The organism is Paenibacillus sp. GSMTC-2017, from assembly GCF_016019935.1.
Classification (GTDB): Bacteria; Bacillota; Bacilli; order Paenibacillales; family Paenibacillaceae; genus Pristimantibacillus.
This window is the reverse complement of record NZ_JAECMT010000001.1, coordinates 41076-63272: the sequence shown is the minus strand read 5'-3', so window position 1 is coordinate 63272 and position 22197 is coordinate 41076. Positions and strand designations below refer to the sequence as shown.

The window sequence follows — 22197 nt, the reverse complement described above, 5'->3', positions numbered from 1 at the left end:
GTTTTACGAATCTTGTATTAGAGATGGATTGGGGAACTATTTTGAAAATAAATCAATACGTTCAAACTGGGGAAGGCGATCCTAGTCATCACCTCGTTCCTATGTTTAACACAAAAGAAATAACAGATATGTTTAAATGGATATACGAATATAATGCTGACCCAAAACATGAAAATAAAGTTCGTGTTATTGGAAGGGATATGTAGACTATAGATGAAGATTTATATAACAAAATCTCGGACTACGTTAAACGAAACAAGCCTATCTACTTCCAATACTAAATAAAGAAATAACAAAACTTATTCCAGTGACAAAACATATTAACGAATATGTGTTTCTGCCATAGGTAGATAAAAACAAGTATGCTTCTAGTGCCAAACAAATCATTACGATACTGGAACAAAATAAAGATGATCTCATCGATAAGACTGAAGAATATGAATGGATATTACAGAGTGCTCGTGTTATCGAACAATTTACGACTACAGGTTCTGGAGAAATTGATCCAGAATTTTTCTTAAAACATGATATCGCAATGTATGAAAATGTGAAGTGGACGCAAACTCAATTTGGAAAAACGATCGTATGGGGTCATAACGGTCAGCCTCAACTATATACTTGGACAAGTTGATCATGATCAACAGTTGAATCTGTAATTGAATATACTCTCTAATCAAAAAACAGTGTCGAGCCAGGTTTTTTTACCTGTCCCTACACTGTTTTTTGTTACATTATTAATTGTAAAAATAAACGTAATTATTTTGTATATAGGTCAGTACGAATAAGTTCGAATGTGTCGAGCCCAAAGTGCGTAACGACTCCAATTACAATTGACCAGAAAGCTAGACCAAGTGTCATCCACAAAATTACTTTATTGCGAGGAGCAAGGAAGATCATTGCGAATGCCGCTACTATATCTGTTCCAATTAGAATTGGGCCAATTACAGCTAGACCAGGCAATCCATATTTCACAAATATTTTATGTGCACGTTCGTATTTCTTCCCTTTTTCTTTATCTTTATAGTCGGGTCCATATTTGGCAGCTCTTCTTTTCGCTCTCCATTGGTTAAAACGGTCAAACAACAATACAATAAGTAATACAACTACCCAGTTTCCTAGAAAGCCAAGTGTAGTTACGGCAATTGGGTCTAATCCAATGTAGATACCGAGAGGAACAACAACTACAGATTCAACCCATGGAATCGCAGATAAAAGAAATACAGCAATATAGGACCATTCTTCTAAATATTCAACAAGCATAAATAGATATTCTCCTTCTCATGACTAAATAGTTTGTAAAAAATCCCCAACGTTGAGATTTTTAAATTGTACCCACGATATTAAATAAATTCAAGGTATTACCATTACATTTCCAACAAAAAATAGTAATTTAATTATGTGATTAGCTGATCTAATCTTGCTTTTGTGATAGCCTCTTCTTTGTTGCTTACACCAAGCTTCGCATACAAGGCAGAACAGTAATTTCTGATTGTGCCTTCTGAAAGAAATAGCTTGGTCGCAATAGATTTGTAACGCAATCCATTATTTAGATGCTGCAATATTTCCAGTTCACGTCTTGTAAGCCCAAATGTTGACTCTTTGATCTTTTCTGTAACATTTCGTAGTGTCTGCACCTGTCGATATTTCATCTCATCAAACACTTCAGAAATAACTCTTTGATCAATCCATGTTCCACCGTTGCTAATTAGTTTTATTACCTCCACCATCTCACGTGGATGAATCGATTTAAGCATATATCCATCAGCACCGAGCTCAATCGCTTTAATTGCCTGCGCAGTATCTTCGAAAGTCGTTAGAAGGATTACTTTTAAATATGGCCATCTTTTCTTCATTTCACATAGTGCATCGAGTCCCCCCATTTCCGGCATTCGAACGTCCATTAGCACGATATCAGGTGAATGTACTTCACAACTTTTGAGCGCATCTTATCCATCAATTAGTATCAATGTTATGCCTTCAGACATTGATCCTTTACTACTTAAAAGTTTATCAGAGCAGTTTGTAGATTCTTCATTTGAAGAGAAATGATAAACTGGGGTTATAAAAAGTGAAAGTACTCCCCTCCAATTAAAAGTAATAATTATTCAATTTTACTGTTAATCTGGAGGGGGGCGATTCACTAGATTAGACGGTTTTTCGAAAAACACGTTATTTATTAATTTGAATAGCAATTTGAATGACATACTTGTTCGGATCTCCAACTGCTAAATAACTAAGTAACTCATATTCGTATGCATTACCAATTATAGTGAAATTGTTGCATTCAACATAAGATTTTATTTTCTCATAAGTAGCGGGCAAGCTATCATATGATCCTTTGTGAATCATAATCACATAGTTACCCTTTGGCTTGATATAAAGAAGTTCACTGTTATGTTTATCGTTAATTTTATTGCAATAATAATTTGGTTCGTAACTACCATTTTCTAAATTGTCCTTATTAACAATAGAGCCGATAGGAAAGTCATAATCGATTTGATGTTTGTCACAATAATCAAAAATTTGATAGATGTTTTTAACATGTTCCTTTTCATCATTTACCTTCGATAGTTTGACCGCCAAGAAATATTCTTCTTCATTTTCTTCGATCCAAGGCTCTTCATACTTCATTTGTAAAGCACGATTGGTATTGTCTATTGCGCCCTTCAAAAGTCGCTGCATTCTCAATAACTTCTTTTGTTCGTCGTCAAGTTGCTTCTGCTTTTCTTTCAGCATCGATATAAAATGAATAGTGTTTTGATCTTCCATATATTCTTTTATTTTTTGTAATGCCGTACCCGTTTCTTTTAATAAGGCTATTGTATCGAAAGTGTAAAACTGCTTTGCGGAATAATAACGATACCCGTTTTCTTTGACGATCTCAGGTTTTAATATACCCATGGCATCGTAATGAAACAAGGTGTGTTTCGTTACGCCACAAACTTTTGCAAACTCACTGGTCGTAAAGTATTGATTATAATTTGTAGACATTTTGATACTCTCCTCTTGACTATCGGGTTACCCTATACCTCAAAGTACATTAAAGTAACCCATTCACACTGTCAAGTATCTTAGCTACAACCTAGCATTTGGGAGGTTTTTACATAAAAAAACGATTAGATCATCATAATACTGTACACCAGTAAATTTTTACTCATCTATGGAGGATTACAGAATGTCTACTTTACAGCTATCAAAATTTCAACGTTGGGTCGTACTGGCGATTGTGTCCAGCGCATTATTTTTAATTGTTATTGATATGACAGTACTTTATGCTGCACTTCCACAACTAACCTATGATCTATCAGCTTCTGCATCGGAAAAACTGTGGATTGTTAACATCTATCCACTCATCATATCAGGGCTATTACCAGGTCTAGGTACATTAGGAGATCGTCTCGGACATAAGAAATTATTCGTTTCTGGACTATTCGTATTTGGATTGGCGTCACTAATAGCTGCTTATGCGCCATCTCCACTCATCCTTATTATCGCCCGCACACTGCTTGCGGTTGGTGCAGCAATGATGATGCCGGCAACTTTGTCTATTATTCGGACTACTTTTTCCAATGAGCGTGAGCGGTCAATCGCCATCGGTGTATGGGCTTCCGTTTCATGTATAGGGGCAGGAATAGGTCCACTCATCGGCGGATTTTTATTGGAACACTTCTGGTGGGGATCAGTATTTTTAATTAATATTCCCATCGTAATCCTTGCAATGATTTTAGCTATTTTCTTTATCCCAAATCTAAAAGGACAATCAAATAAAAAATGGGATTTTATTGGCTCCGTTCAAATTATGATCTGCTTGGTTGCCTTCGTTTATGCGATTAAAGAAATTGGTAAACGTGAAAGTTCAATAATTGTCATTGTGAGTGCAATACTTCTTGGAGCAATAGCGTTAATGCTCTTTTTACGTAGACAGAACAAGCAGACTGAACCTTTAATCGATTTTACCTTATTTAAAGATTCACGCTTTACTACTGGAGTCATAACTGCATTGCTTTCAAGTTTTGCACTTATTGGGATGGAATTAATCGTTACTCAGCGGCTACAGCTAGTGCTTGGGTATTCGCCACTAGAGGCAGGGTTGTTTATCGTATTTACTCCAATTGCATCTTTTATATCTGGTATATTAATTGGGTTTATCCTGCATCGTATTGACATAATAAAAGTACAATGGATCTGTTTATTTGTCTCTGGAATAGGTATGGGTGCTTTTCTCCTCTTCCATAACGATAGTATTTATTTACAGATGGCATCATTGTTAATATTAGGTGCAGGTCTTGGGGGGGCGATGACCTCTGCTTCGAATTCAATCATGATTAATGCACCTATCGAAAAAGCTGGTATGGCAGCCTCTATTGAGGAGGTATCTTTCGAACTCGGGAGTACGCTAAGTATTACGATATTGGGCAGCCTTTCGTCATTCATATACACCATTTCATTAGTTTTGCCTGAAGGACTAACTGTCTCTCCAGTCGTTCGCGATAGTCTTGACGAAGCGATTATCGAAGCGGAGAAATTGCCTGACGTAGCAGGTGCAGCATTAATTGAATTAGCTAAAACATCGTATGACAAGTCGTATGTCATTGTCCTTGCAACTGCAACATTAGTTCTTTGGATTGCTGCGTTTATTATTAGAGGTGTGTCTCGTAGAACGAGATCTCAGGCAATACGTTAAAATGTTCCCCTTAGAAGCATGCGGTAATTCCTTTACCGTGTCTATTCTGAGGGGTTTTCTTTTTTCCTGGCTTATAATAATTCATCCAAAAGACATATGAGCAAGTATTCAAGTATTTTTCGTTATGATATGATGTTGAATGATGTTCAACACAGATATTTGGAGCTGATAACGTGTATTTTTATTTTTTTGAAACACTTCTTTATTTGTCATTTGCCTTTACAGGTGGATTCATTTTGTTGCTATTTATTTCCGAAAGTTCAAAACCGCAAATTAAAGTCCCAATTGATCTCTTTCAATATGCTTTGTTAGGTATTCCACTATTTTCATTCGCAACGATTCTTCGAACGGTCTTTAGTTTAAGAGATTTTGCAGAGAACTTAACATTCATAGAGTTATTAATTATTGTGCTAAAAGACTACGATTTCGGTAATGCGTGGGTTTTGAATTTGATCATATGTACGGTAATGTTTATCATTACGCAATTAGGTAATATAAAAGCAATTTGGTTAAAATGGGCCTTAGCATTTGCTTGGTGTTTGAGTATTGTAGCACATGGCTGGGCAAGTCATCCTGCTAGCTTCACTAAGTGGGGCTTACTATACCAATCCGTCCACGTCGCTTCGTTATCGATATGGTTAGGCACATTAATTATTGTCGCTTGGTTTACAAGGGGTGATTGGAACTGGAAGGCTTTTGTACGATGGTTTACGCCGATGTCTATAGGAAGTATGATATTAATTACGTTTGCTGGAATAATGATGATGTTCATCATCGTAGATAACTATATTAATTCTTGGGGAATTAATTATGGCGAAGCGCTACTCCTGAAACATCTCGTGTTTCTACCTTTACTTCTATTGGCGTTTATGAATGGATTTATGACGAAACTTACTGATCAAGGTCGCAATGAACGAAAACTTCAATGGTGGCTTAGAGTGGAAACGGTTATCGCATTATTGATGCTGATGATTACAGCTTATTTGGGTGTTCAAGAGCCACCTCATGAAGGAGAATTTGAAGATCCTAAAGCAAGTAGCTTATTCAAATTATTGAATGGAAACATTACGGATATGTCACTACAGTGGCATTGGAATTTGCCTTCGCTAGCTTTGATTTTATTAGGATTAGTTTCATTAGCTATGTTAATGATGAGTTATAAACGCGAAAAAAGAGGGTTGTTTATTTTACTAACAAGTTTCGCTATTGTTTTTCCATTCCTCGGATTACTATTGGCTGTTCAATAATTAACAAGTAAATACATGAATTCATTTAACAGTCTTTCAGGATCAATTATCCTGATTGGCTGTTTTTATTATGTGAATGTTATAAAAAACAACGACCTTTCGGCAGTACAATACCGAAAGATCGTCGAATTTTTTTTTTGGAATATAGAAATGTTATCCGATTTTAAGCACAGAAACGTTAGTTCCGTTAAAAGTCACCGATTGACCACTAGTATTAACCAACTGTAACACACTTGGATTAGGAGCAGCTGGAGTGTTAAATATAGATTGCGAATTGATGGTTTGAGTTCCTGTTAATCCTTGAAACGATGTTTGCGTTCCTGGAACCAATGCCCCGTTCAAGTTAAATTGTACCGTTAACGTTGGAACAGTTTCAGAGTTCAAGATTTGGGTTTCATAAAGAGCTAGATAAGTTTGGTTTGGAGAAAGATTAATGTTTGTTGAACCAGGCGCATGTGTAATTGCGGTACCATTTAATGTTGCATTATTTGCTAAAGCGACTGGAGTAGTATCTCCAACAATTTGTGCTCCAGGGTTCACGAAGTTACCGTTGTTAGCGGTAATCGTTGGTGCAGTAGATCCCGTAACACCAGTGGCACCCGTAGCTCCAGTAACGCCAGGATCTCCCGTTGCCCCAGTCGCACCCGTAGCTCCGGTAACTCCATTAGCTCCAGTAGCGCCAGTTACACCCGTAGCACCCGTAGCTCCGGTTGCTCCGGTTGCGCCTGTTGCACCAGTAGCACCGGTTGCGCCTGTTGCACCAGTAGCACCGGTTGCGCCTGTTGCGCCTGTTGCGCCTGTTGCACCAGTAGCTCCGGTTGCGCCTGTTGCGCCTGTTGCACCAGTAGCACCAGTAGCGCCAGGATCTCCTGTTGCACCAGTCGCACCCGTAGCTCCAGTAGCACCAGTAGCACCGGTTGCGCCTGTTGCGCCTGTTACACCAGTAGCGCCAGGATCTCCTGTTGCACCAGTCGCACCCGTAGCTCCAGTAGGTCCTTCCGCAGGTCCAGTTGGACCAGTTACTCCTGTTGGTCCTGTAGGTCCAATAGCAATGGGTGTAGTTAGGATGTTATTGAGTTTGCTATCCAGCAAGTACTCCTTCTTAGTTAGAGCTTGAACCGTATTGAGCACACTTTCGTTAACAGTCAGTATGTCGCTTATCGTAGCCCCTGGTGAAGTTACTCCTGGGAGAGTCCCAAGAACATATTGAAGTTTTTCACCTTCAGCGTTTAAGATATGACTTATCCCAAGCTCTTCAAGTGCGATTGAAGAAAGTAACAAATTAATAGCATCGTCTCTAGTTAGTGTTATTTGCGGAGTAATATTAGGTATGTTTGATTGTGACATTATCTATCTCCTTTCTCACTTGTAATTAATTTATTATTCATTTCGTACATACTATGGAAAAAACGATAGTTTGAACTGGACGAAAGTGAGAATAATTTAAGAGCAAGCGATATTACTGAAGACCTATTTGGATAAGACAAAAAAGAACTGCTCCTGGCAGTCCTTTATTTTAAGATCGTCTTTAACTTCAAAGTTTTAACTTATCATTCTTTTTATTAATAAACACAAGCGCCACTTCACCAACTATAGTTGGAAGTTGCATCCACACATAAGCGTGAATAGAATTTTCAATTCGTTCAATTTCGTAGTCCTCTACTAAACTAGCAAATGAATGTAAACTTTTATTAATTATTTCGTCTTCCCACTCGTCGACGCTTGGAAGAAATAGTACCGGACAACGAACCTTTTTGTAATAATCCTCGAACTTCAAATCCCAATATTTTTGGATGTATTCTATTCTAACGCGGTTTAGATATCGATATGTATAGTTACTGTCAGGCAACTGAACTACATTATTTTCAAAAAAAGCTTGAAAATACTCATTCCATATCCCTTGCTCTGTTAAATATTTTTGTACTTCCTCAATGTACTCTTCTTTAGTTGTAAAAACACGTTCGATTCTTTCATTTAATTGAATCTGTTTCAGTTCTTTTTTTTGCTCTATCTCTTCTGTTGTTCCATTAAATAAACCAAATTCACCAAACTCATTAAATAAAGCACCTTCACAAATTAGTGAAAGGACAAGCTCAGGATGTGAAGCGGCCAAACTAAGACCAACCTCTGCTCCCATTGAGCTACCAACGATATGACATTGTTTTACGTCTAATTTTTGCAACAATAAATAGATATCATTAGCCATATCATCGATGTGATACCCTATTTCAGGTTTATCTGATTTGCCATGTCCTCGGATATCTGGAGCGATGATACTATAGTGCTCCTCAAATTGCGGTATAATTCCATCCCACATATTTAAATTGCCACCACTGAAGTGAATAAATAAAACGACTGCTGATTTATCTAATGAATACTTCACATTCATTTTTATGTTCTCTAACTGGATTATTTTTTCTATCATTTTACTTAACCCCCTCAAGCAATAATTTAATATAAAGTCGTAACCTACAACATATTAACACTAAATCTTTCACTAGGTTACTTATCAAAAGTTTATAAATAAAGTTTACCAAACAACAAAAGGATCTACCGCTCGGCATATGCCAACGACAGATCCTTTTTGATTAGTGGGTATCCAAAGTGGGATGAGTAACTATCTCTTTTTCCCTAAATTAAGTTCTTTCATAATTTGTTGACCTGTTGGCGTTTGAGCTAAGCCACCTCTAGCTGTTTCACGGTGTTTCTCCGGCATAGCCGTTCCCACCTCATACATGACTTGAACAACTTCATCAGAAGGAATGACCGATCTGACGCCGGCCAATGCCATATCTGCTGCTGCCATTGCATTGACCGCACCAAATCCGTTGCGAACGATACAAGGAATTTCGACCAATCCACCAACGGGGTCGCATATGAGTCCCAATGTGTTCTTTAATGCAAGCCCAACCGCATGCATCGCTTGTTCCGGAGTTCCGCCACGAAGCTCAACTAGTGCTCCAGCAGCCATCCCAATGGCAGAGCCGACTTCAGCTTGACAGCCTCCTTCTGCTCCAGATACGAATGAATTGTTTGCAATGACATAACCTATCGCACCGGCACTTAATAAACCTCTTACCATATGGTCGTCATCCCAGCCAAATCGTTGTTGGCTACTAATGAAAACGCCGGGAATAATTCCGCAGGAACCAGCAGTTGGTGTAGCGATGATCCGACCCATGGAAGCGTTTACTTCAGAAACAGCAAGCGCATAAGCCATTGCTTTACAAGCATCTTCTCCCAAAGATGCTTCGGTTGTAGCCATATAGCTTGCGACACGTTGAGCATCTTTGCCTGTCAGTCCACTTCGGGAGGTCGTATCGTCTGTCAACCCTTTGGAGACAGCCTCTTTCATGATTTGATAATACTCTCGCATCTTTTCAAATACATATTGAGGCGATTTTCCTGATTCTTGGCTCTGATCGGCGAGCATAATATCTGCAATCGTTGCACCCTCAGATGTACATACTTCAGTTAGCTGTTTTAATGTTCGGAATCGCATATATTAGCTCCTTTCTGCGAGGTCTACTCTTTTGATATCAAAAATCATGCTTAAGTTTTTCATTTCCTCAAAAAGTGAATCAGGAACAGCAACATCTGTTTCAATTACAGTCATCGCCTCTTGATCGCGACCTTTTCGATCCAAGTCCATAAAACCAATATTGATTTGGCTACGCCCTAATAAAGTGGTAATATCCGCAATCATACCCGGACGATCATGATGTGAAATAACGAGTGTTGGGTAAATTGCCGTAAATTTCACGTCGAATTGATTCACATTTATAATTTCTACATTGCCACCGCCAATGGAGGCTCCGGTCATAGTCACTTCTCGATTATCGGATGAAAGAATGATCCGAACAGTGTTCGGATGATCTGCTTTATCTTTACTTGTCAGGAATACGATTTTTAATCCAAGTGATTCCGCCACTTCTGCAGCATCCGGAATACGCGGATCATCAGTTTCAAAATCTAGTATTCCACCAATGAGTGCTAAATCAGTCCCATGTCCTTGATAAGTGTCTGCGAATGATCCATACAACGTTATTTCGGCCGTATTTGGCACTTCGTCAAGCAATTTTCTTGCGACCCGACCTAATCGAACAGCACCTGCTGTATGTGAACTTGAAGGACCGATCATAGAAGGTCCAATAATAGAAAAAACATCTTTAAAACGCATCTTGTAGCGCTCCGTTCTTTTTATGTTAATGCTTACAGTTCCATTGTATGAAGCGTTTACCGTAAAGACAAATTTTAAAGTAATTAGTCCATTCTCATACAAAAAAAACACCATTTTCACATATCGTAGAATACGCACATGAAAAAGGTGTTTCATAATACGAAGAATGTTATTTCTATTGAAATACGCTTACATACGTCTTTTGCTACTACCTTCAGTTTAGCTCAAAATAATAAGATTAGCTACTAGTATACTTATAATTTGGTGAAAATTCGACATATGCTTAATAATGAATTAACTTAATGGTATCTTAAGGCAAATTCCAAGGTGCACCTGAATGATAGCGGTCTATCTTCCATTCCCCACTCTTTTTCACAAGAATGAGGGTATCTTTATATTGTTTAACCTCATAGTTTCCCATGTCTATGTCTATGTCTATGTTTATTTTTATGGTTGCCTTTCTAACTTCAAAACCTTTCCAATTTGTTGTTGTATGCTTATATCCCGTAATTTTTCCATACCAATTCCGTTCATTTATTAATGATTGCGCTACAGAACCTTGCCTTGTAAGGATTTCTGCTGGATCAGTCGTTGGCTCAAAATTGTAAAGTTTATAGGTATTCGGATAATCTCGATTAATGAAATCACTATAAAATTGGTCAAGTAATGGCGTAAACTCTTTTGCGTCACTTTTCATTTTCCAAAAATATGCACCCAATAATAGTAGTGCAACAATCAATAATAGTAAGTACTTTCTCATTTCTACAAAAACCTCAATTCCATGTGCAAGAGTTTTCAGAGTTATATGATTACAGTTTCAGACGGTTCTACTTTGTATGGACGAAAAATTGCGAATCTGCTTCTTCCCAATTAATGGTCGGATCTTGTGCTTGTAGATGTCGGTATGCCGAATCAAGATTGTCTACATATTTCAATACCATATTACCATTCTTCTGTTCAGGGATATCTTCAGCTGTACCTTCTAGTGTAACGGGGAGAATAATCACTATCGTTAGAAGCAGTGGATGATTCAGAATAGGCATAACCTGCAATATATTGTCCAAAGATACAAGTGATGTGTCAGCAATGATTCGATCGTCGATCAGTAGGTGAAATGGTCCAGTTACTTCATTGACAAGGGTATTCGTAATTGTCGCGATTTCCATAAAAATCTGCGGGCTTACAACAGTTTCAAAATGGGTAAGTGCTAATACTTTCCCTTGAATAAGCCAGCCAGCATTATATTCCATAATCATGCCTCCCTTATTACACTTGAATATTTAACTCATTAATCATTGTTAGGGACAATGTTGTTTAGAGTATCTTTACTGTATGCCCATAGAGAGTCTACAGCTTCCTCTGAAAGTGGATTGTAAATGTTCATCGGTGTATCCAACTTCCAATGGACTTCTTGATGTTCCTCCGTTACAAGGCGAGTTATATAGGAGCTCCCCTTTTCCACTGGCTTGCTGAGTAGCCAAGTGACAAGTCGGATTGGTGCGGCAGCATCATGCATCAGATTAGTACGAACCATTCCTGGGTAACAAGTATGAACTCGTATTTCTTTATTTAGTTTCGCAAACCGGGCGGCAAAAGAATCGACAGCTAGCGCTGATTTAAACGCGGCTTTGAAGCTTGGATGAGGAGTGTTCCAATCGCTTGGAGCATTTGAATATTTGCCATTACCACCAACCATTACGATGCAGCCGTTTGGGTTTATTCGGGAATGCAACCATTCAGATAAGGCAAATTTGCTTAAATAATTACTGGCGAAAGTTGTTTCTAAACCTTCAGTAGTTAATATCGGTTTTGAATGAAAGGATACTCCTCCTGCACACAAAATAAGCGCATCTAATGGCTCTTCAACTAAAAGGGACAGTCTATTCACTTCTGACATCAATGAGAGATCTGCCCCAATAAACTTGCCTCCAATTGCATCCGCGATAGAGGTACCACGCTTCACATTTCGACCAACAAGAGTTACCTTCCATCCTTGTTCTGCTAGTTGATGCGCAACGCCATTTCCGATTCCGCTTGTGCCTCCTGTAACTAATGCATGTTTCATAAATGGCCTCCTTTCGCTAGGTAGCTAACGAAATGTTTAGACTATTCTGAACCGTAGATCCAATCATCTCCCATATTTTTGGCTATCCTTTGCAGCCAATCAGCAAGGAGTGCTCGTTCTGCTTTTGAAAATCCGTTTAACATGTCATTTTCAAATTGTTCCATAAGATCAATTAATCGAGCAAAAATCTGAAATCCATGTTCCGTTAACACGACAACCTTAATACGTCCATCGGAATGGCTGATCTCACGGGATATATACTGTCTTTTTTCCATTTTGTCTAAAATCCCAGTCAAAGTAGCTGAAGTTATTCCGCTATACTGCTGCAATTGAACCTGTTCTAGTCCGTGTGGTATCTTATAAAGATAACCGAGCACTTCTAATTGTGACGTCGTGAGATTGTATTCACTTAACCTCACATCTAATTGTTTGCGCATCATAATATAGGTTCGTTTTAGGAAAAACACGGATTGGGACATATATCCTCCTAACCATAAATTTAGTAGCATCCTAATGATATTATGAATTAACAATTGTTGTCAATATGAACAGAAAAAGAGTCGTGTCCGTTAAATAAACGATACAAGACTCTTTCTGTTTTAATCTTAATATAAATACTTCCAATAGGATACACATCGTGCAGACAGGACATGCGAAATCCTATGGATCTTTAATCGGATTTTTTAATAGAATCAATAATTCGATCAAAAGCTTCGTTAACAGTTATGATCTCTTTTTGGTTATTTCTTCGTTTGATGATTTCAACATTTCCATTCACAGCATCTTTACCAACAACAATTCGTATTGGTATGCCAATCAAATCTGAATCTTTAAATTTAACTCCAGGACGTTCATCTCTGTCGTCGATGAGCACGTCAACGCCATTTTCTAGAAGTCGATTATATAATTCACTAACTACTTCCATTTGTAAATGGTCTTTCACAGAGATAGGGATAAGGTGGACGTGGTAAGGTGCAATTGTCGAAGGCCAAATCATTCCATTCTCATCATGGTTTTGCTCAATGACTGCTGAAAGAATTCGAGAAACCCCAATACCATAGCAGCCCATAATCATAGTTTGACTTTTTCCATACGAATCTAAGAAAGTTGCACTTAGCTGCCCACTATATTTAGTTCCAAGTTTAAATACGTGTCCAATCTCAATTCCACGATGAAATGCTAATGTTCCTTCGTTACAACGAGAGCATAATTCACCTTCAATTACGTTTCGAAAATCACCAACATGATCAAGGGTAATATCGCGACCTGCATTAATATTTCGGTGATGATGATCCGTCTCATTGGCACCAGCAATCCCACTATACATCTGAACTACTGTTTGATCAACTAGAACAGGAATGCTTAAACCGATTGGACCGATAAAACCTGTTGGTACACCAGTCATCATCTCTACCGTTTCTGAGTCAGCGAGTGATAGTTGTTCAGCACCTAAATAGTTTTTAACTTTCAACTCATTAATTTCATGATCGCCCCTGACGACAACTGCAACTGCACGTTGATCAGCAATGAAAACGATTGTTTTCATAATATCAGTAGGGTCAATTTGCAGGTTTTCAACGAGTTGATCAATCGTTTTAATATGTGGTGTATAAAATTTTTCGTGTTGTGAAGTTGTAGAAGCTTCATCAACTCCCAATTGAGGATTTCTAGATTCAGCTCTCTCTATATTTGCCGCGTATTCGCAACACGTACATGCTGCAATCGTATCTTCACCAATATCGGCTAAAGCCATAAACTCATGCGTTTCTCCTTCGCCTCCTATAGTGCCAGAGTCGGCTTCTACTGCACGAAAGTTTAATCCAAATTGATTAAAAATCCGATGATAAGAATGAAACATATTCCAATAAGATTGATCTAGTCCGTTCCAATCGATATCAAATGAATATGCATCTTTCATTAGAAACTCTCTGCCTCGAAGTAGTCCAAATCTAGGTCGTCTTTCATCACGGAACTTCGTTTGAATTTGATAAAGTGTAACTGGTAACTTCTTATACGAGTTTATTTCATTACGCACGATTGAAGTAATGACTTCTTCATGTGTTGGTCCGAGTGCAAATTCGCGTTCATGTCTATCATGCAAACGTATTAATTCAGGTCCATACACATAATAGCGACCGGATTCTTTCCACAATTCCGTTGGTTGCATCGCAGGCATCAGCATTTCTTGGGCACCTGCTTTGTCCATCTCCTTGCGAACGATTTGTTCAATCTTTCTTAGTACTCGTAATCCTATTGGCATATGTGTGTATATTCCTGCTGCTAACTGTCGAATAAATCCTGCACGAAGCAATAATTGATGGCTAATTACCTCAGCGTCTGCTGGCGATTCTCGCATTGTTGTTAGTAATAACTTGCTTTGGTACATAAGAAGTAGCCTCCCTTTGTAAGTAGAAATAAATGCAAAAAGACACATTCGTCAGGGACGAATGTGTCGTGATACCACCCTAGTTTTGACCGAAGCAAATAAGCTAATGGTCCTTAAGTTAGATAACGGTTTTATACCGATTACGGAAGTTTTGTCCGTAACAGCTCACAAGGTAGGATGTAGTTCACACGTAATGAGAAACCTTTCAGCCTTTGGGTTTCTTCTCTGTACAACGATTTTTGAACGCTTTGGCCTCGGTCATAGCTTTTCCTATATAATACAATTTTGATAATCTTACATGAACAGTTTGCTTTAGTCAAATCATTAATTGTGTTGTCTTTTAATTCCTCTATCTACAATCTGCTCTCTCTTAGGGCCAATCGAAATGTAGCGAATAGGAACATCAATAAGTTTCTCCATATGTGTAACGTAGTTTTGTGCTTGTTTGGGTAATTCTTCAAATGAACGAATATGAGAAATATCCGTCTTCCATCCAGTAAGTTTTTTATAGACAGGTATTGCTCTTTCCAGTTCTGATGGATTCGGGAAATCAACTGTTTGATTACCATCGATTTGATAGGCAATGCAAAAGTGGATATCATCCAAATAACCTAATACGTCGAGATTCGTCAAAGCAACTTCGGTTGCTCCTTGAATTTTACATCCATACCTGGTTGCTACTGCATCAAACCACCCTACTCGCCTCGGTCGTCCAGTAGTCGCCCCATATTCAACAGCATCTCCTCCACGCTTTCGCAGTTTAGATGCTTCGTCATCGAAAATTTCAGAAACAAAAGCTCCTTCACCCACACAACTGGAATAAGCTTTCGTAACTGCTATAATTCTTTTAATAAAATGCGGTACAAATGATCAAGTAACACATTTTTGGATGCCAGTGAAGTGGTGAAATGCATCACCTTACTAGTGGGGAAGTTAAGCTTGGAGAAGGTGATACGTTATGCAAACACTTTTTGCTACCACATCTAAAAACCTATCATGAATCTTTTCCTAACATAAAAATACAAGTTTTTAATCGAACAACAACAGAAACAATAACTCTTCTTAAAGAAGGGAAAATCGATATAGGAATCGTTAATCTCCCTATTTCCGATTTGCAGATTGATATTCAAGAAAGCATAACGATTCAAGATCGTTTTATTGTTGGAGAAAAATATAAATACTTATCCGAGGAGGTTGTTTCATTCGAGAAACTACTTGATTTTCCAATTATTCTACTTGAAAAAGACGGCCAAACACGGACTTGTATTGATGAATTTGCATCTGAGAACGGATTCATTATAAAACCAGAGATCGAACTTGGAAGTTTAGATTTGTTAGTTGAATTTACACGTAATGGGTTTGGAATTGCTTGTGTTATTAGTGAGTTTATTAAAGCGGAATTATCATTAGGCAACTTGTTTGAAATTCAGCTTGAGAAACCTATTCCTTCAAGAAAAGTGGGAATTATTAAACGTAAAAGCACACCGCTTTCCGTTGCGGCAAATCATTTGCATAATATGCTAGTTGCTACTAATTAACATTCATTAGTTACGAGGATCGAACGATTAAAATTTCTAACGTTTCATCATCTGGAACAGTGATAACTTTATCTACTTTATAAAACGTTTGCTGATGCAGGCGAGGAAATTCGACAGTAACCTTTTCCTGAATGGACTCATCTAAGAGCAAACTATCACCAGACAACACTTTCCATTCTGTCTCAATGACTCCTAGCTCCATCCAATCTTTTTTGCGTCCGTAAGTTTCCTTACTTTCATTTAATAAAAAAACTTCATACTTCAAACTAATTTCCTCCCAAACAAACGTAGAGCACCCCTAAATAAGCGCACGTGCGCTCATCTAGAGGTGCTCCCTCTTTTATTTATTCTGTTATTGTTATTATATTCGTTTAAATTGAATTGCTCAAGCATTAATCTTATAAAATGAAGTGTTTAATTATAAACAAGTCGATAGTTGTTACTTGGAAATCTCTTTCCAAAGAGACTTCGTATAAGCAATTCGCATTCCGACACGCTCCATATTACTTTGACTAACTGATCCAAATCTTGATTGTGATACCACTAGCTCACAATCAAGTTCGGCTGCATCCTTTAATCTCTCTTCCAATAGAGCTGTTTGACATCCTCGTCCTCTAAAATCTGGCAGTGTCGTAGCGGCAGCAAATGAGCCGATTCCATCTTGAACATTTAATACTGCGATTGCAGCAGGACTGTTATTATATGTTGCAAGATAAAAGTGCCATCCCGGTACGTGATACAGCACTTGGTTGTTCTTAGCAATCGCGGATGAAAGAAAATCAGACATACCGAAACCTTTCGTATAGATTTCTCCAAATAATCCAAACTCATCTTCACGTAGTTTACGAATGACCAGAGACTCTTTATTATAAGTTTGTGGTAATGGAATATTTATCTTTCTATATAATGCAGTGTGAAATCCATATTGATAATAACCCCGTTCAGATAATCGTATTAACAATTCCGGCTCTACGTCAAAAGGAGCGATATCCATTCTACATTTAACATTATGATTACGATAAAATTCCAAGATTGGATCTAATAGTTCTATATCAGCAAATGTGAATCCTCGAACAGAATTAAAATAAGGATCAGGAATCCCTTTAGCGATAAAAGCAGTGGTATTACCAAAATGTTCGATGTGTACCTCGTTTGGATTTCCTTCCATATTTCGAATTGTATTTAACCGTGAAAACAGTGCGTTAGTTTCGGATTTCTCAACCTTTCTCGCTGTCTCAAGTACTAATGTAGTCAGTCGAATCATCTCCTCCAATATTCATTGCTTATTTATTCTACATGTTTCCAAATATTCCTCTACTTAGCGATTTAGAAAATCCGAAAGGATCTGAAGGACTGTATTTGGATTCGGCATATGATCTTGGCCAATCAATGTGTCGTATTTTGCGTTTGGAATTGCTTGATTCAATAGGTTTGCAACGATATGGATCGAGGTGGGACTATTCTCACCAACAATAATTTGAGTAGGCACTGTAAGTTTAGAGGCTCTTTCAATAGGTGGCAACTCACTAGCTATTGTCGTATCGTAAGCAAGCGTAGGTGCAAGTGCTACCATTGTTGGCCACTGCGATGATTGCTGCATTCCAGTAATCACTTCTATTGGAATGCCGATACCTTCTAAGAATGAACGTATGGCTTCATCATATTGACCATTATCGAGTAGTTGATAAAGCCATTGACTAAGCTCTTTGAATTCATGTTGATTTTCCTCGTCATGTGAATAAGCAGGGTCGAACATGACGAGCTTGCTTACTTTTTCCCCAAGATGCATTGCGGCTTCAAGTGCTAGAATAGCACCCGATGAATGCCCGTAAACGAAAGCAGTCCCCCCTGCCTCATTAATTAGCGCTTCAATGTCTTCCAGTTCACGTTCAATTGCGTAAGGTAATGTGTTTCCACTGTCACCACGTCCCCTTCTGTCATAATTGTAGACGGTAAAATGTTCCGCAAATACAGTGGCATCATACAAAACTGGTTCGAACGAGCGAAAACAGGTGGCTCCTGTGATGAATATGAGAGCAGGACCGTTTCCATAGACGTCATAAGCAATAGTTGTACCATCTTTTGATAGAGTTGTTTTCATCGTATCCACTACCTTTATTAATATTTTGTTTAAATCAACAATTATAGTGACACACCCGCATGAATATAAAACAGATTGATACATCTATTTTATCTAATTACGTAAAGTTACATTTCTTCTGGATTGCTCTCTTAAGCTGCATTATGTACTATGCTTCCTAATGAAAAACCCTCGATGCTCCTTAGGAGTATCGAGGGTTTAACTCAATTATTAAGGCTGAAGCTGCCATAGAGACGCTACATTACTTGGCTCCCAGCCAGCTTGCGATGTATGTGGCTGAAGACATTTGTAGGTTGCGCCATTGTAGGAAACTAGCGTGTTCGTAGCATAGGCTGTGTTTACAGCCCATGGTGTAGCGGTTGGACCTTGAGGGGTTGTGACTGTTATTGCATTACTATTGCCAGACACATTATTCGATGGATCAAGGGCTCGAACGGTAAAGGTGTAAGTCGTATTTGGAGTCAAACCAGTTATGAGCTTTTGAGTTGCAGGCCCAACTACTGTTGCAACGATGTTTGCTCCAGAGTAAATACGGTAGCCAGATATACCATTCGCATCAGTTGAAGCATTCCACATTAGTGTCAATGAGTTTGAACCAGCAGGACCCATCACATGCAAGCCTGTTGGGTTCGATGGTGGCGTTGTATCATTGACTTGAGGGAGGGTAGTAATTTGAACGCTGTTGCTTGCGGCAGATCGATTGCCTGCCGCGTCATAAGCCTTGACCGATAAATTATAGGTTGTTCCGGCGAGCAAGTTGGTCAGATTGACATTTGTTTGGTTGCCAGATACGGTTGCAATTGGTGTTGGGTTAGACCCGTTAAAGATTTCATAACCTGAGACACCATTGGCGTCTGTTGAAGCGTTCCAAGAAAGCGAAGCTGTCGTAGTGCCTACATTCGCCCCTGCTGCCAAACTAGTTGGAATTGTTGGAGCGGTAGTATCTGTTGGACCAGACGGACCGAATTGAGCATCGATCGCGATATACCAAGCATTTGGTGTATTGGAGATATCCCATACAGCGAGGATGATATGATAGCCAGTTCTAGCGGGTACGTTACAGCTATGTGAAAGCGTTGTTGGAGGAGCTTGGCCGTTTCCTTGAACCGTACAGAACGGAGTAAGATCTAATTGAGCGCGTGTTAGCGGCGCATTAGGATTCCAGCCTACCTTAGTAATAAAGTAGCGGTAACTTGTCGTTGCATGCGGGGCAGTAAATTTCCAAGTAAACGTATTTGTACCGCTGCTCATCGCAACTTTGTTCCACCGAGTTGCCGTTTGTGCATCAAGATTTGAGAATCCTGCAAGTCCAGCACTTGCAATCTTCCCATCCGCAGGCCCAGCAGTTGGGAAGTTTTTGAGGCCTTCAAGGCTTTGGGGCTCATTAACGATTGCCCCGCAATTCGTATTTAGACCGTTTTTACATTGAATTGCACGGCTTGCTGGAGAATCAACATAACCGTGAGCAGAAACGGGTTTTGCGAATATTAACATAATAGCTACTATGAGCAACAAACAACCACAAGCAATCAGAGCACGCATTTTTAGACTAGAATTCAAACGGATTTGATTCATCGTCACATAACCTCCTAGGTTTTAGTTGGGATTGGTAACAATCGATTCAAAAATAAGATGCTAAGTGTTGTTGTGAGTTACCCCCTCTCATCTAATGGATGATGCGCAATGATGGATTTTGTAGTACCAGCTCCTTCATAAACCTATTTATATAAACTCCAAAGAGCCTATACACGTAATGAACGTTGAACAGGGATAAATTGCTTAAGGTTAGTACACATACCTAGGATGAAATGGGATCTACTTTTGTGTAGAATCTAGTCGAAGGATTAAACGGATTATTGTTCGATGGTCGAGAAGCTAGTCTCATTAGTGGATATAAGCTGAGGTCTGTAGAATATCTCTATCATAATGCAAGCGCTATCATAATTGCACTGATATTTTAGAACTAAATTGAAAATGGTCGAAATGGCTCTCCTAATACGCCCTCTGTCCTATGTAACGACAGTATTCCGCTTAATAAGTCATTCATTTAACTTTCTAGTACTATAAAAAACAGTCAAGTTGTCTAGCGGTGAACTCGGATTCTATTAATTGAAACGATAAAATAATAAGAGGTCACTACTCTATCAGTGACCTCTTGATCGTTCAATCAAAACGTGTAACATAAAAATAATGTGATCCAAAGTGATTTAAATGCCGGGTGACTAATCTAAAGAACCAGAAAAATGTTCATGTCCACGAGGCAACAAAACCGACATGACGGTTCCATCACCAACAGAACTTTTTACTTCAATGCTACCATTGTGACGCTCGATTATTCTTTTGACAATGGAGAGGCCAAGCCCACTGCCCTCTTGTGTGCGATTACGTGAGCGATCCGCTTTATAAAATCGTTCGAAGATTCGTGGTAAATCATCTATCGGGATTCCGTTTCCAGTGTCTCGAATATGGACATGATATTCACCACTTTCCAAAGCAGCGTCAATTTTGATTTCTCCATCATTTGGAGTGAACTTAATGCTGTTGGTGAGTAAATTTATCCATACTTGACGCATTAAATCTTCGTCAGCAATTGTAGTCATTTCTGGTAACTCTACTTGTAAAGACAATTTCTTCTCTAACCATAGTGGTTCAAGGGTAAGAGCAATTTCTCGTAGTTGTCTATCAAGTCTGTATGGCATTGGGTTGAAAGGATGATGTTCTGAGTCGAGCGATGCAAGTTTTAATAAGTTGTCACTAAGGACAGATAAGCGTTTGCTTTCGGTTTCTATTATGGCTAAGTAGTGGTCACGGGTTTGATCAGTTACCGTACCCCCTCTTAGCACTTTTGCAAAACCACTTATTGATGTAAGTGGGGACTGAATCTCATGTGAAACGTCTGATACAAATTGTTGGCGTAGTTGCTCCATACGTTTGAGATCTTTAGCCATAACACGAACATTGTCTGCAAGCTCAGAAAATGGTTCTTGCTTCTCAAGATGTTCTAGATTTACATCAAAGTCCCCTTTGGAGATTTTTTGCATCGCACCAATCACTTCATCAATAATCGGAAAAGTACGAGGTCCGAACATATGGCTAATGATTGTTGCACTTATACAGAATAATACGAAACCAGCCAGCGCTACTGACATACTGAACCAGTAACCAGATATTACAGGTAGCCATCGGCTAAACATAAATGATACACCTGCATATGCGAGTGATAATGCTAGAATCAGAAAAACAAATAAAGAAAGTAGAATGATGATCCATCGAAGTTGGCTTGGCTTCTTATTCATGTATGAGAACCTCCTCCAACCTATAACCAAGTCCACGTACGGTCTGTATTCGAGCAGGTTGATTCCACTCAACTAGTTTGTCACGTAGTCGATTTACATGTACGTCGAGTGTGCGTTCGTTTCCGTCAAAATCAATGCCCCAAATGGATTGAATGAGATGTTCTCGAAGAATCGTCCTCCCGATATTCTCAGCCAGCTTAAACAATACTTCAAACTCTTTTGGAGGAAGTGTTACAGTTTGCGTGTTTGACACGATTTCGAGCGATTGCTTATGCAAAGTCAAACCTGCTACATGGATAGTAGGAGAAGTTAAAAGACGATAACGTTTGAGCAGTGCTTTAACCCGTGCAACTAGTTCTGCAGTATCGAACGGTTTTACGAGATAATCGTCTGCCCCGGCGTCAAATCCTTTAATCTTATGCACCGTCTCGGCTTTCGCAGTCAACATAAGAATAGGGATATCTCTATCTTGGCGAATTTCTTCACACAGACGTAAGCCATCCATCCCTGGTAGCATAATATCCAATATGGCTAAATCTATCGTCCACCGCTCCAACTGTTGAAGGGCTTCAGCTCCGTCAGAAGCCTCCTTGATTATGAAGCCAGCTTGTGTCAAGACGACGCTGACAAGTTCCCGTATATATGAATCGTCGTCCACTATTAATAAAGTTGGCATTCATATTCCTCCCACTAACTGTTT

Annotated in this window: 21 protein-coding genes and 3 pseudogenes; 5 read left to right on the top strand and 19 right to left on the bottom strand. The window is 38.8% G+C overall.

The genetic code is table 11. The features are described from left to right. Positions 1 to 8 precede the first annotated feature (8 nt). Together I6N90_RS25340 and I6N90_RS25335 are read left to right on the top strand one after the other, a co-directional pair. Positions 9 to 206: pseudogene (locus I6N90_RS25340) on the top strand (erythromycin esterase family protein); the annotation flags it as partial. 167 nt (positions 207 to 373) lie between these two features. Then, a pseudogene (locus I6N90_RS25335) lies at positions 374 to 631 on the top strand (erythromycin esterase family protein); the annotation flags it as partial. A gap of 125 nt (positions 632 to 756) precedes the next feature. On the opposite strand, the gene I6N90_RS00300 reads toward I6N90_RS25335, so the two are convergent. The 3 genes and pseudogenes from I6N90_RS00300 to I6N90_RS00290 form a co-directional block, all read right to left on the bottom strand. Beyond that, positions 757 to 1260, bottom strand: coding sequence for a small multi-drug export protein (locus tag I6N90_RS00300; RefSeq protein ID WP_197933535.1), 504 nt, complete (start codon positions 1258 to 1260; stop codon positions 757 to 759). A gap of 134 nt (positions 1261 to 1394) precedes the next feature. Then, a pseudogene (locus tag I6N90_RS00295) lies at positions 1395 to 1946 on the bottom strand (response regulator); the annotation flags it as partial. Between the two features lie 223 nt (positions 1947 to 2169). Further along, positions 2170 to 2991 (bottom strand): MerR family transcriptional regulator, encoded by an 822-nt coding sequence (locus I6N90_RS00290; RefSeq protein WP_197933534.1) that lies wholly within the window; start codon positions 2989 to 2991, stop codon positions 2170 to 2172. A gap of 184 nt (positions 2992 to 3175) precedes the next feature. On the opposite strand from I6N90_RS00290, the gene I6N90_RS00285 reads away from it, so the two are divergent. After that, positions 3176 to 4684 (top strand): MFS transporter, encoded by a 1509-nt coding sequence (locus I6N90_RS00285; RefSeq protein WP_197933533.1) that lies wholly within the window; start codon positions 3176 to 3178, stop codon positions 4682 to 4684. Positions 4685 to 4857: 173 nt separating this feature from the next. Further along, entirely contained in the window at positions 4858 to 5931 is a 1074-nt protein-coding gene (locus I6N90_RS24565) for a copper resistance D family protein (protein ID WP_197933532.1), read from the top strand. Positions 5932 to 6084: 153 nt separating this feature from the next. On the opposite strand, the gene I6N90_RS00275 is transcribed toward I6N90_RS24565, so the two are convergent. From I6N90_RS00275 to I6N90_RS00230, 10 genes are all read right to left on the bottom strand, one after another. Further along, on the bottom strand, positions 6085 to 7278 hold the full coding sequence (locus I6N90_RS00275; protein ID WP_197933531.1) for a hypothetical protein: 1194 nt from the start codon (positions 7276 to 7278) through the stop codon (positions 6085 to 6087). Positions 7279 to 7465: 187 nt separating this feature from the next. Further along, positions 7466 to 8356: an alpha/beta fold hydrolase gene (locus I6N90_RS00270; protein ID WP_197933530.1), complete on the bottom strand. Its 891-nt coding sequence runs from the start codon at positions 8354 to 8356 to the stop codon at positions 7466 to 7468. Between the two features lie 192 nt (positions 8357 to 8548). Then, positions 8549 to 9433: an L-serine ammonia-lyase, iron-sulfur-dependent, subunit alpha gene (sdaAA, locus tag I6N90_RS00265; RefSeq protein WP_197933529.1), complete on the bottom strand. Its 885-nt coding sequence runs from the start codon at positions 9431 to 9433 to the stop codon at positions 8549 to 8551. Positions 9434 to 9436: 3 nt separating this feature from the next. Further along, positions 9437 to 10111, bottom strand: a complete 675-nt coding sequence (sdaAB, locus tag I6N90_RS00260) for an L-serine ammonia-lyase, iron-sulfur-dependent subunit beta (protein ID WP_197933528.1) — start codon at positions 10109 to 10111, stop codon at positions 9437 to 9439. 310 nt (positions 10112 to 10421) lie between these two features. Further along, positions 10422 to 10871, bottom strand: coding sequence for a hypothetical protein (locus tag I6N90_RS00255; protein ID WP_197933527.1), 450 nt, complete (start codon positions 10869 to 10871; stop codon positions 10422 to 10424). A 67-nt stretch (positions 10872 to 10938) separates the two neighbouring features. Then, positions 10939 to 11361, bottom strand: a complete 423-nt coding sequence (locus tag I6N90_RS00250) for a hypothetical protein (RefSeq protein ID WP_197933526.1) — start codon at positions 11359 to 11361, stop codon at positions 10939 to 10941. A gap of 38 nt (positions 11362 to 11399) precedes the next feature. After that, positions 11400 to 12176 (bottom strand): SDR family NAD(P)-dependent oxidoreductase, encoded by a 777-nt coding sequence (locus tag I6N90_RS00245; RefSeq protein WP_197933525.1) that lies wholly within the window; start codon positions 12174 to 12176, stop codon positions 11400 to 11402. 41 nt (positions 12177 to 12217) lie between these two features. After that, complete coding sequence (locus tag I6N90_RS00240; RefSeq protein ID WP_197933524.1) at positions 12218 to 12655, bottom strand: MarR family winged helix-turn-helix transcriptional regulator; 438 nt, start codon at positions 12653 to 12655, stop codon at positions 12218 to 12220. 191 nt (positions 12656 to 12846) lie between these two features. Then, on the bottom strand, positions 12847 to 14562 hold the full coding sequence (locus tag I6N90_RS00235) for a proline--tRNA ligase (protein ID WP_197933523.1): 1716 nt from the start codon (positions 14560 to 14562) through the stop codon (positions 12847 to 12849). A gap of 324 nt (positions 14563 to 14886) precedes the next feature. Next, positions 14887 to 15414 carry an adenylosuccinate synthetase gene (locus I6N90_RS00230; protein ID WP_197934734.1) on the bottom strand — a complete coding sequence of 176 codons (528 nt, stop codon included), beginning with the start codon at positions 15412 to 15414 and terminating at the stop codon, positions 14887 to 14889. Between the two features lie 56 nt (positions 15415 to 15470). Here I6N90_RS00230 and I6N90_RS00225 point away from each other — a divergent pair, with 56 nt between their 5' ends. Further along, positions 15471 to 16100 (top strand): LysR family transcriptional regulator substrate-binding protein, encoded by a 630-nt coding sequence (locus tag I6N90_RS00225; RefSeq protein ID WP_197933522.1) that lies wholly within the window; start codon positions 15471 to 15473, stop codon positions 16098 to 16100. A gap of 10 nt (positions 16101 to 16110) precedes the next feature. On the opposite strand, the gene I6N90_RS00220 is transcribed toward I6N90_RS00225, so the two are convergent. The 6 genes from I6N90_RS00220 to I6N90_RS00195 form a co-directional block, all read right to left on the bottom strand. Beyond that, entirely contained in the window at positions 16111 to 16365 is a 255-nt protein-coding gene (locus I6N90_RS00220; RefSeq protein ID WP_197933521.1) for a hypothetical protein, read from the bottom strand. Between the two features lie 174 nt (positions 16366 to 16539). After that, on the bottom strand, positions 16540 to 17364 hold the full coding sequence (locus I6N90_RS00215) for a GNAT family N-acetyltransferase (RefSeq protein ID WP_197933520.1): 825 nt from the start codon (positions 17362 to 17364) through the stop codon (positions 16540 to 16542). Positions 17365 to 17418: 54 nt separating this feature from the next. Next, positions 17419 to 18201, bottom strand: a complete 783-nt coding sequence (locus I6N90_RS00210) for an alpha/beta fold hydrolase (protein ID WP_197933519.1) — start codon at positions 18199 to 18201, stop codon at positions 17419 to 17421. Between the two features lie 210 nt (positions 18202 to 18411). Beyond that, positions 18412 to 19776: a lytic polysaccharide monooxygenase gene (locus tag I6N90_RS00205; RefSeq protein ID WP_197933518.1), complete on the bottom strand. Its 1365-nt coding sequence runs from the start codon at positions 19774 to 19776 to the stop codon at positions 18412 to 18414. 647 nt (positions 19777 to 20423) lie between these two features. Next, positions 20424 to 21497 (bottom strand): sensor histidine kinase, encoded by a 1074-nt coding sequence (locus tag I6N90_RS00200; RefSeq protein WP_197933517.1) that lies wholly within the window; start codon positions 21495 to 21497, stop codon positions 20424 to 20426. Next, entirely contained in the window at positions 21490 to 22173 is a 684-nt protein-coding gene (locus I6N90_RS00195; RefSeq protein WP_197933516.1) for a response regulator transcription factor, read from the bottom strand. Before I6N90_RS00195 ends, I6N90_RS00200 begins: the two co-directional genes overlap by 8 nt. Positions 22174 to 22197: the final 24 nt, after the last annotated feature.

Excerpts from the sequence above, each read along its gene's own strand:
- I6N90_RS00275 (WP_197933531.1), bottom strand. The coding sequence starts at position 7,278 with ATGTCACAATCAAACATACCTAATATTACTCCGCAAATAACACTAACT.
- I6N90_RS00215 (WP_197933520.1), bottom strand. The coding sequence starts at position 17,364 with ATGATTCGACTGACTACATTAGTACTTGAGACAGCGAGAAAGGTTGAG.
- I6N90_RS00245 (WP_197933525.1), bottom strand. The coding sequence starts at position 12,176 with ATGAAACATGCATTAGTTACAGGAGGCACAAGCGGAATCGGAAATGGC.
- I6N90_RS00255 (WP_197933527.1), bottom strand. The coding sequence starts at position 10,871 with ATGAGAAAGTACTTACTATTATTGATTGTTGCACTACTATTATTGGGT.
- sdaAB (WP_197933528.1), bottom strand. The coding sequence starts at position 10,111 with ATGCGTTTTAAAGATGTTTTTTCTATTATTGGACCTTCTATGATCGGT.
- sdaAA (WP_197933529.1), bottom strand. The coding sequence starts at position 9,433 with ATGCGATTCCGAACATTAAAACAGCTAACTGAAGTATGTACATCTGAG.
- I6N90_RS00250 (WP_197933526.1), bottom strand. The coding sequence starts at position 11,361 with ATGGAATATAATGCTGGCTGGCTTATTCAAGGGAAAGTATTAGCACTT.
- I6N90_RS00210 (WP_197933519.1), bottom strand. The coding sequence starts at position 18,201 with ATGAAAACAACTCTATCAAAAGATGGTACAACTATTGCTTATGACGTC.
- I6N90_RS00235 (WP_197933523.1), bottom strand. The coding sequence starts at position 14,562 with ATGTACCAAAGCAAGTTATTACTAACAACAATGCGAGAATCGCCAGCA.
- I6N90_RS00205 (WP_197933518.1), bottom strand. The coding sequence starts at position 19,776 with ATGAATCAAATCCGTTTGAATTCTAGTCTAAAAATGCGTGCTCTGATT.
- I6N90_RS00195 (WP_197933516.1), bottom strand. The coding sequence starts at position 22,173 with ATGCCAACTTTATTAATAGTGGACGACGATTCATATATACGGGAACTT.
- I6N90_RS00285 (WP_197933533.1), top strand. The coding sequence starts at position 3,176 with ATGTCTACTTTACAGCTATCAAAATTTCAACGTTGGGTCGTACTGGCG.
- I6N90_RS00200 (WP_197933517.1), bottom strand. The coding sequence starts at position 21,497 with ATGAATAAGAAGCCAAGCCAACTTCGATGGATCATCATTCTACTTTCT.
- I6N90_RS00225 (WP_197933522.1), top strand. The coding sequence starts at position 15,471 with ATGCATCACCTTACTAGTGGGGAAGTTAAGCTTGGAGAAGGTGATACG.
- I6N90_RS00290 (WP_197933534.1), bottom strand. The coding sequence starts at position 2,991 with ATGTCTACAAATTATAATCAATACTTTACGACCAGTGAGTTTGCAAAA.
- I6N90_RS00300 (WP_197933535.1), bottom strand. The coding sequence starts at position 1,260 with ATGCTTGTTGAATATTTAGAAGAATGGTCCTATATTGCTGTATTTCTT.
- I6N90_RS00240 (WP_197933524.1), bottom strand. The coding sequence starts at position 12,655 with ATGTCCCAATCCGTGTTTTTCCTAAAACGAACCTATATTATGATGCGC.
- I6N90_RS00270 (WP_197933530.1), bottom strand. The coding sequence starts at position 8,356 with ATGATAGAAAAAATAATCCAGTTAGAGAACATAAAAATGAATGTGAAG.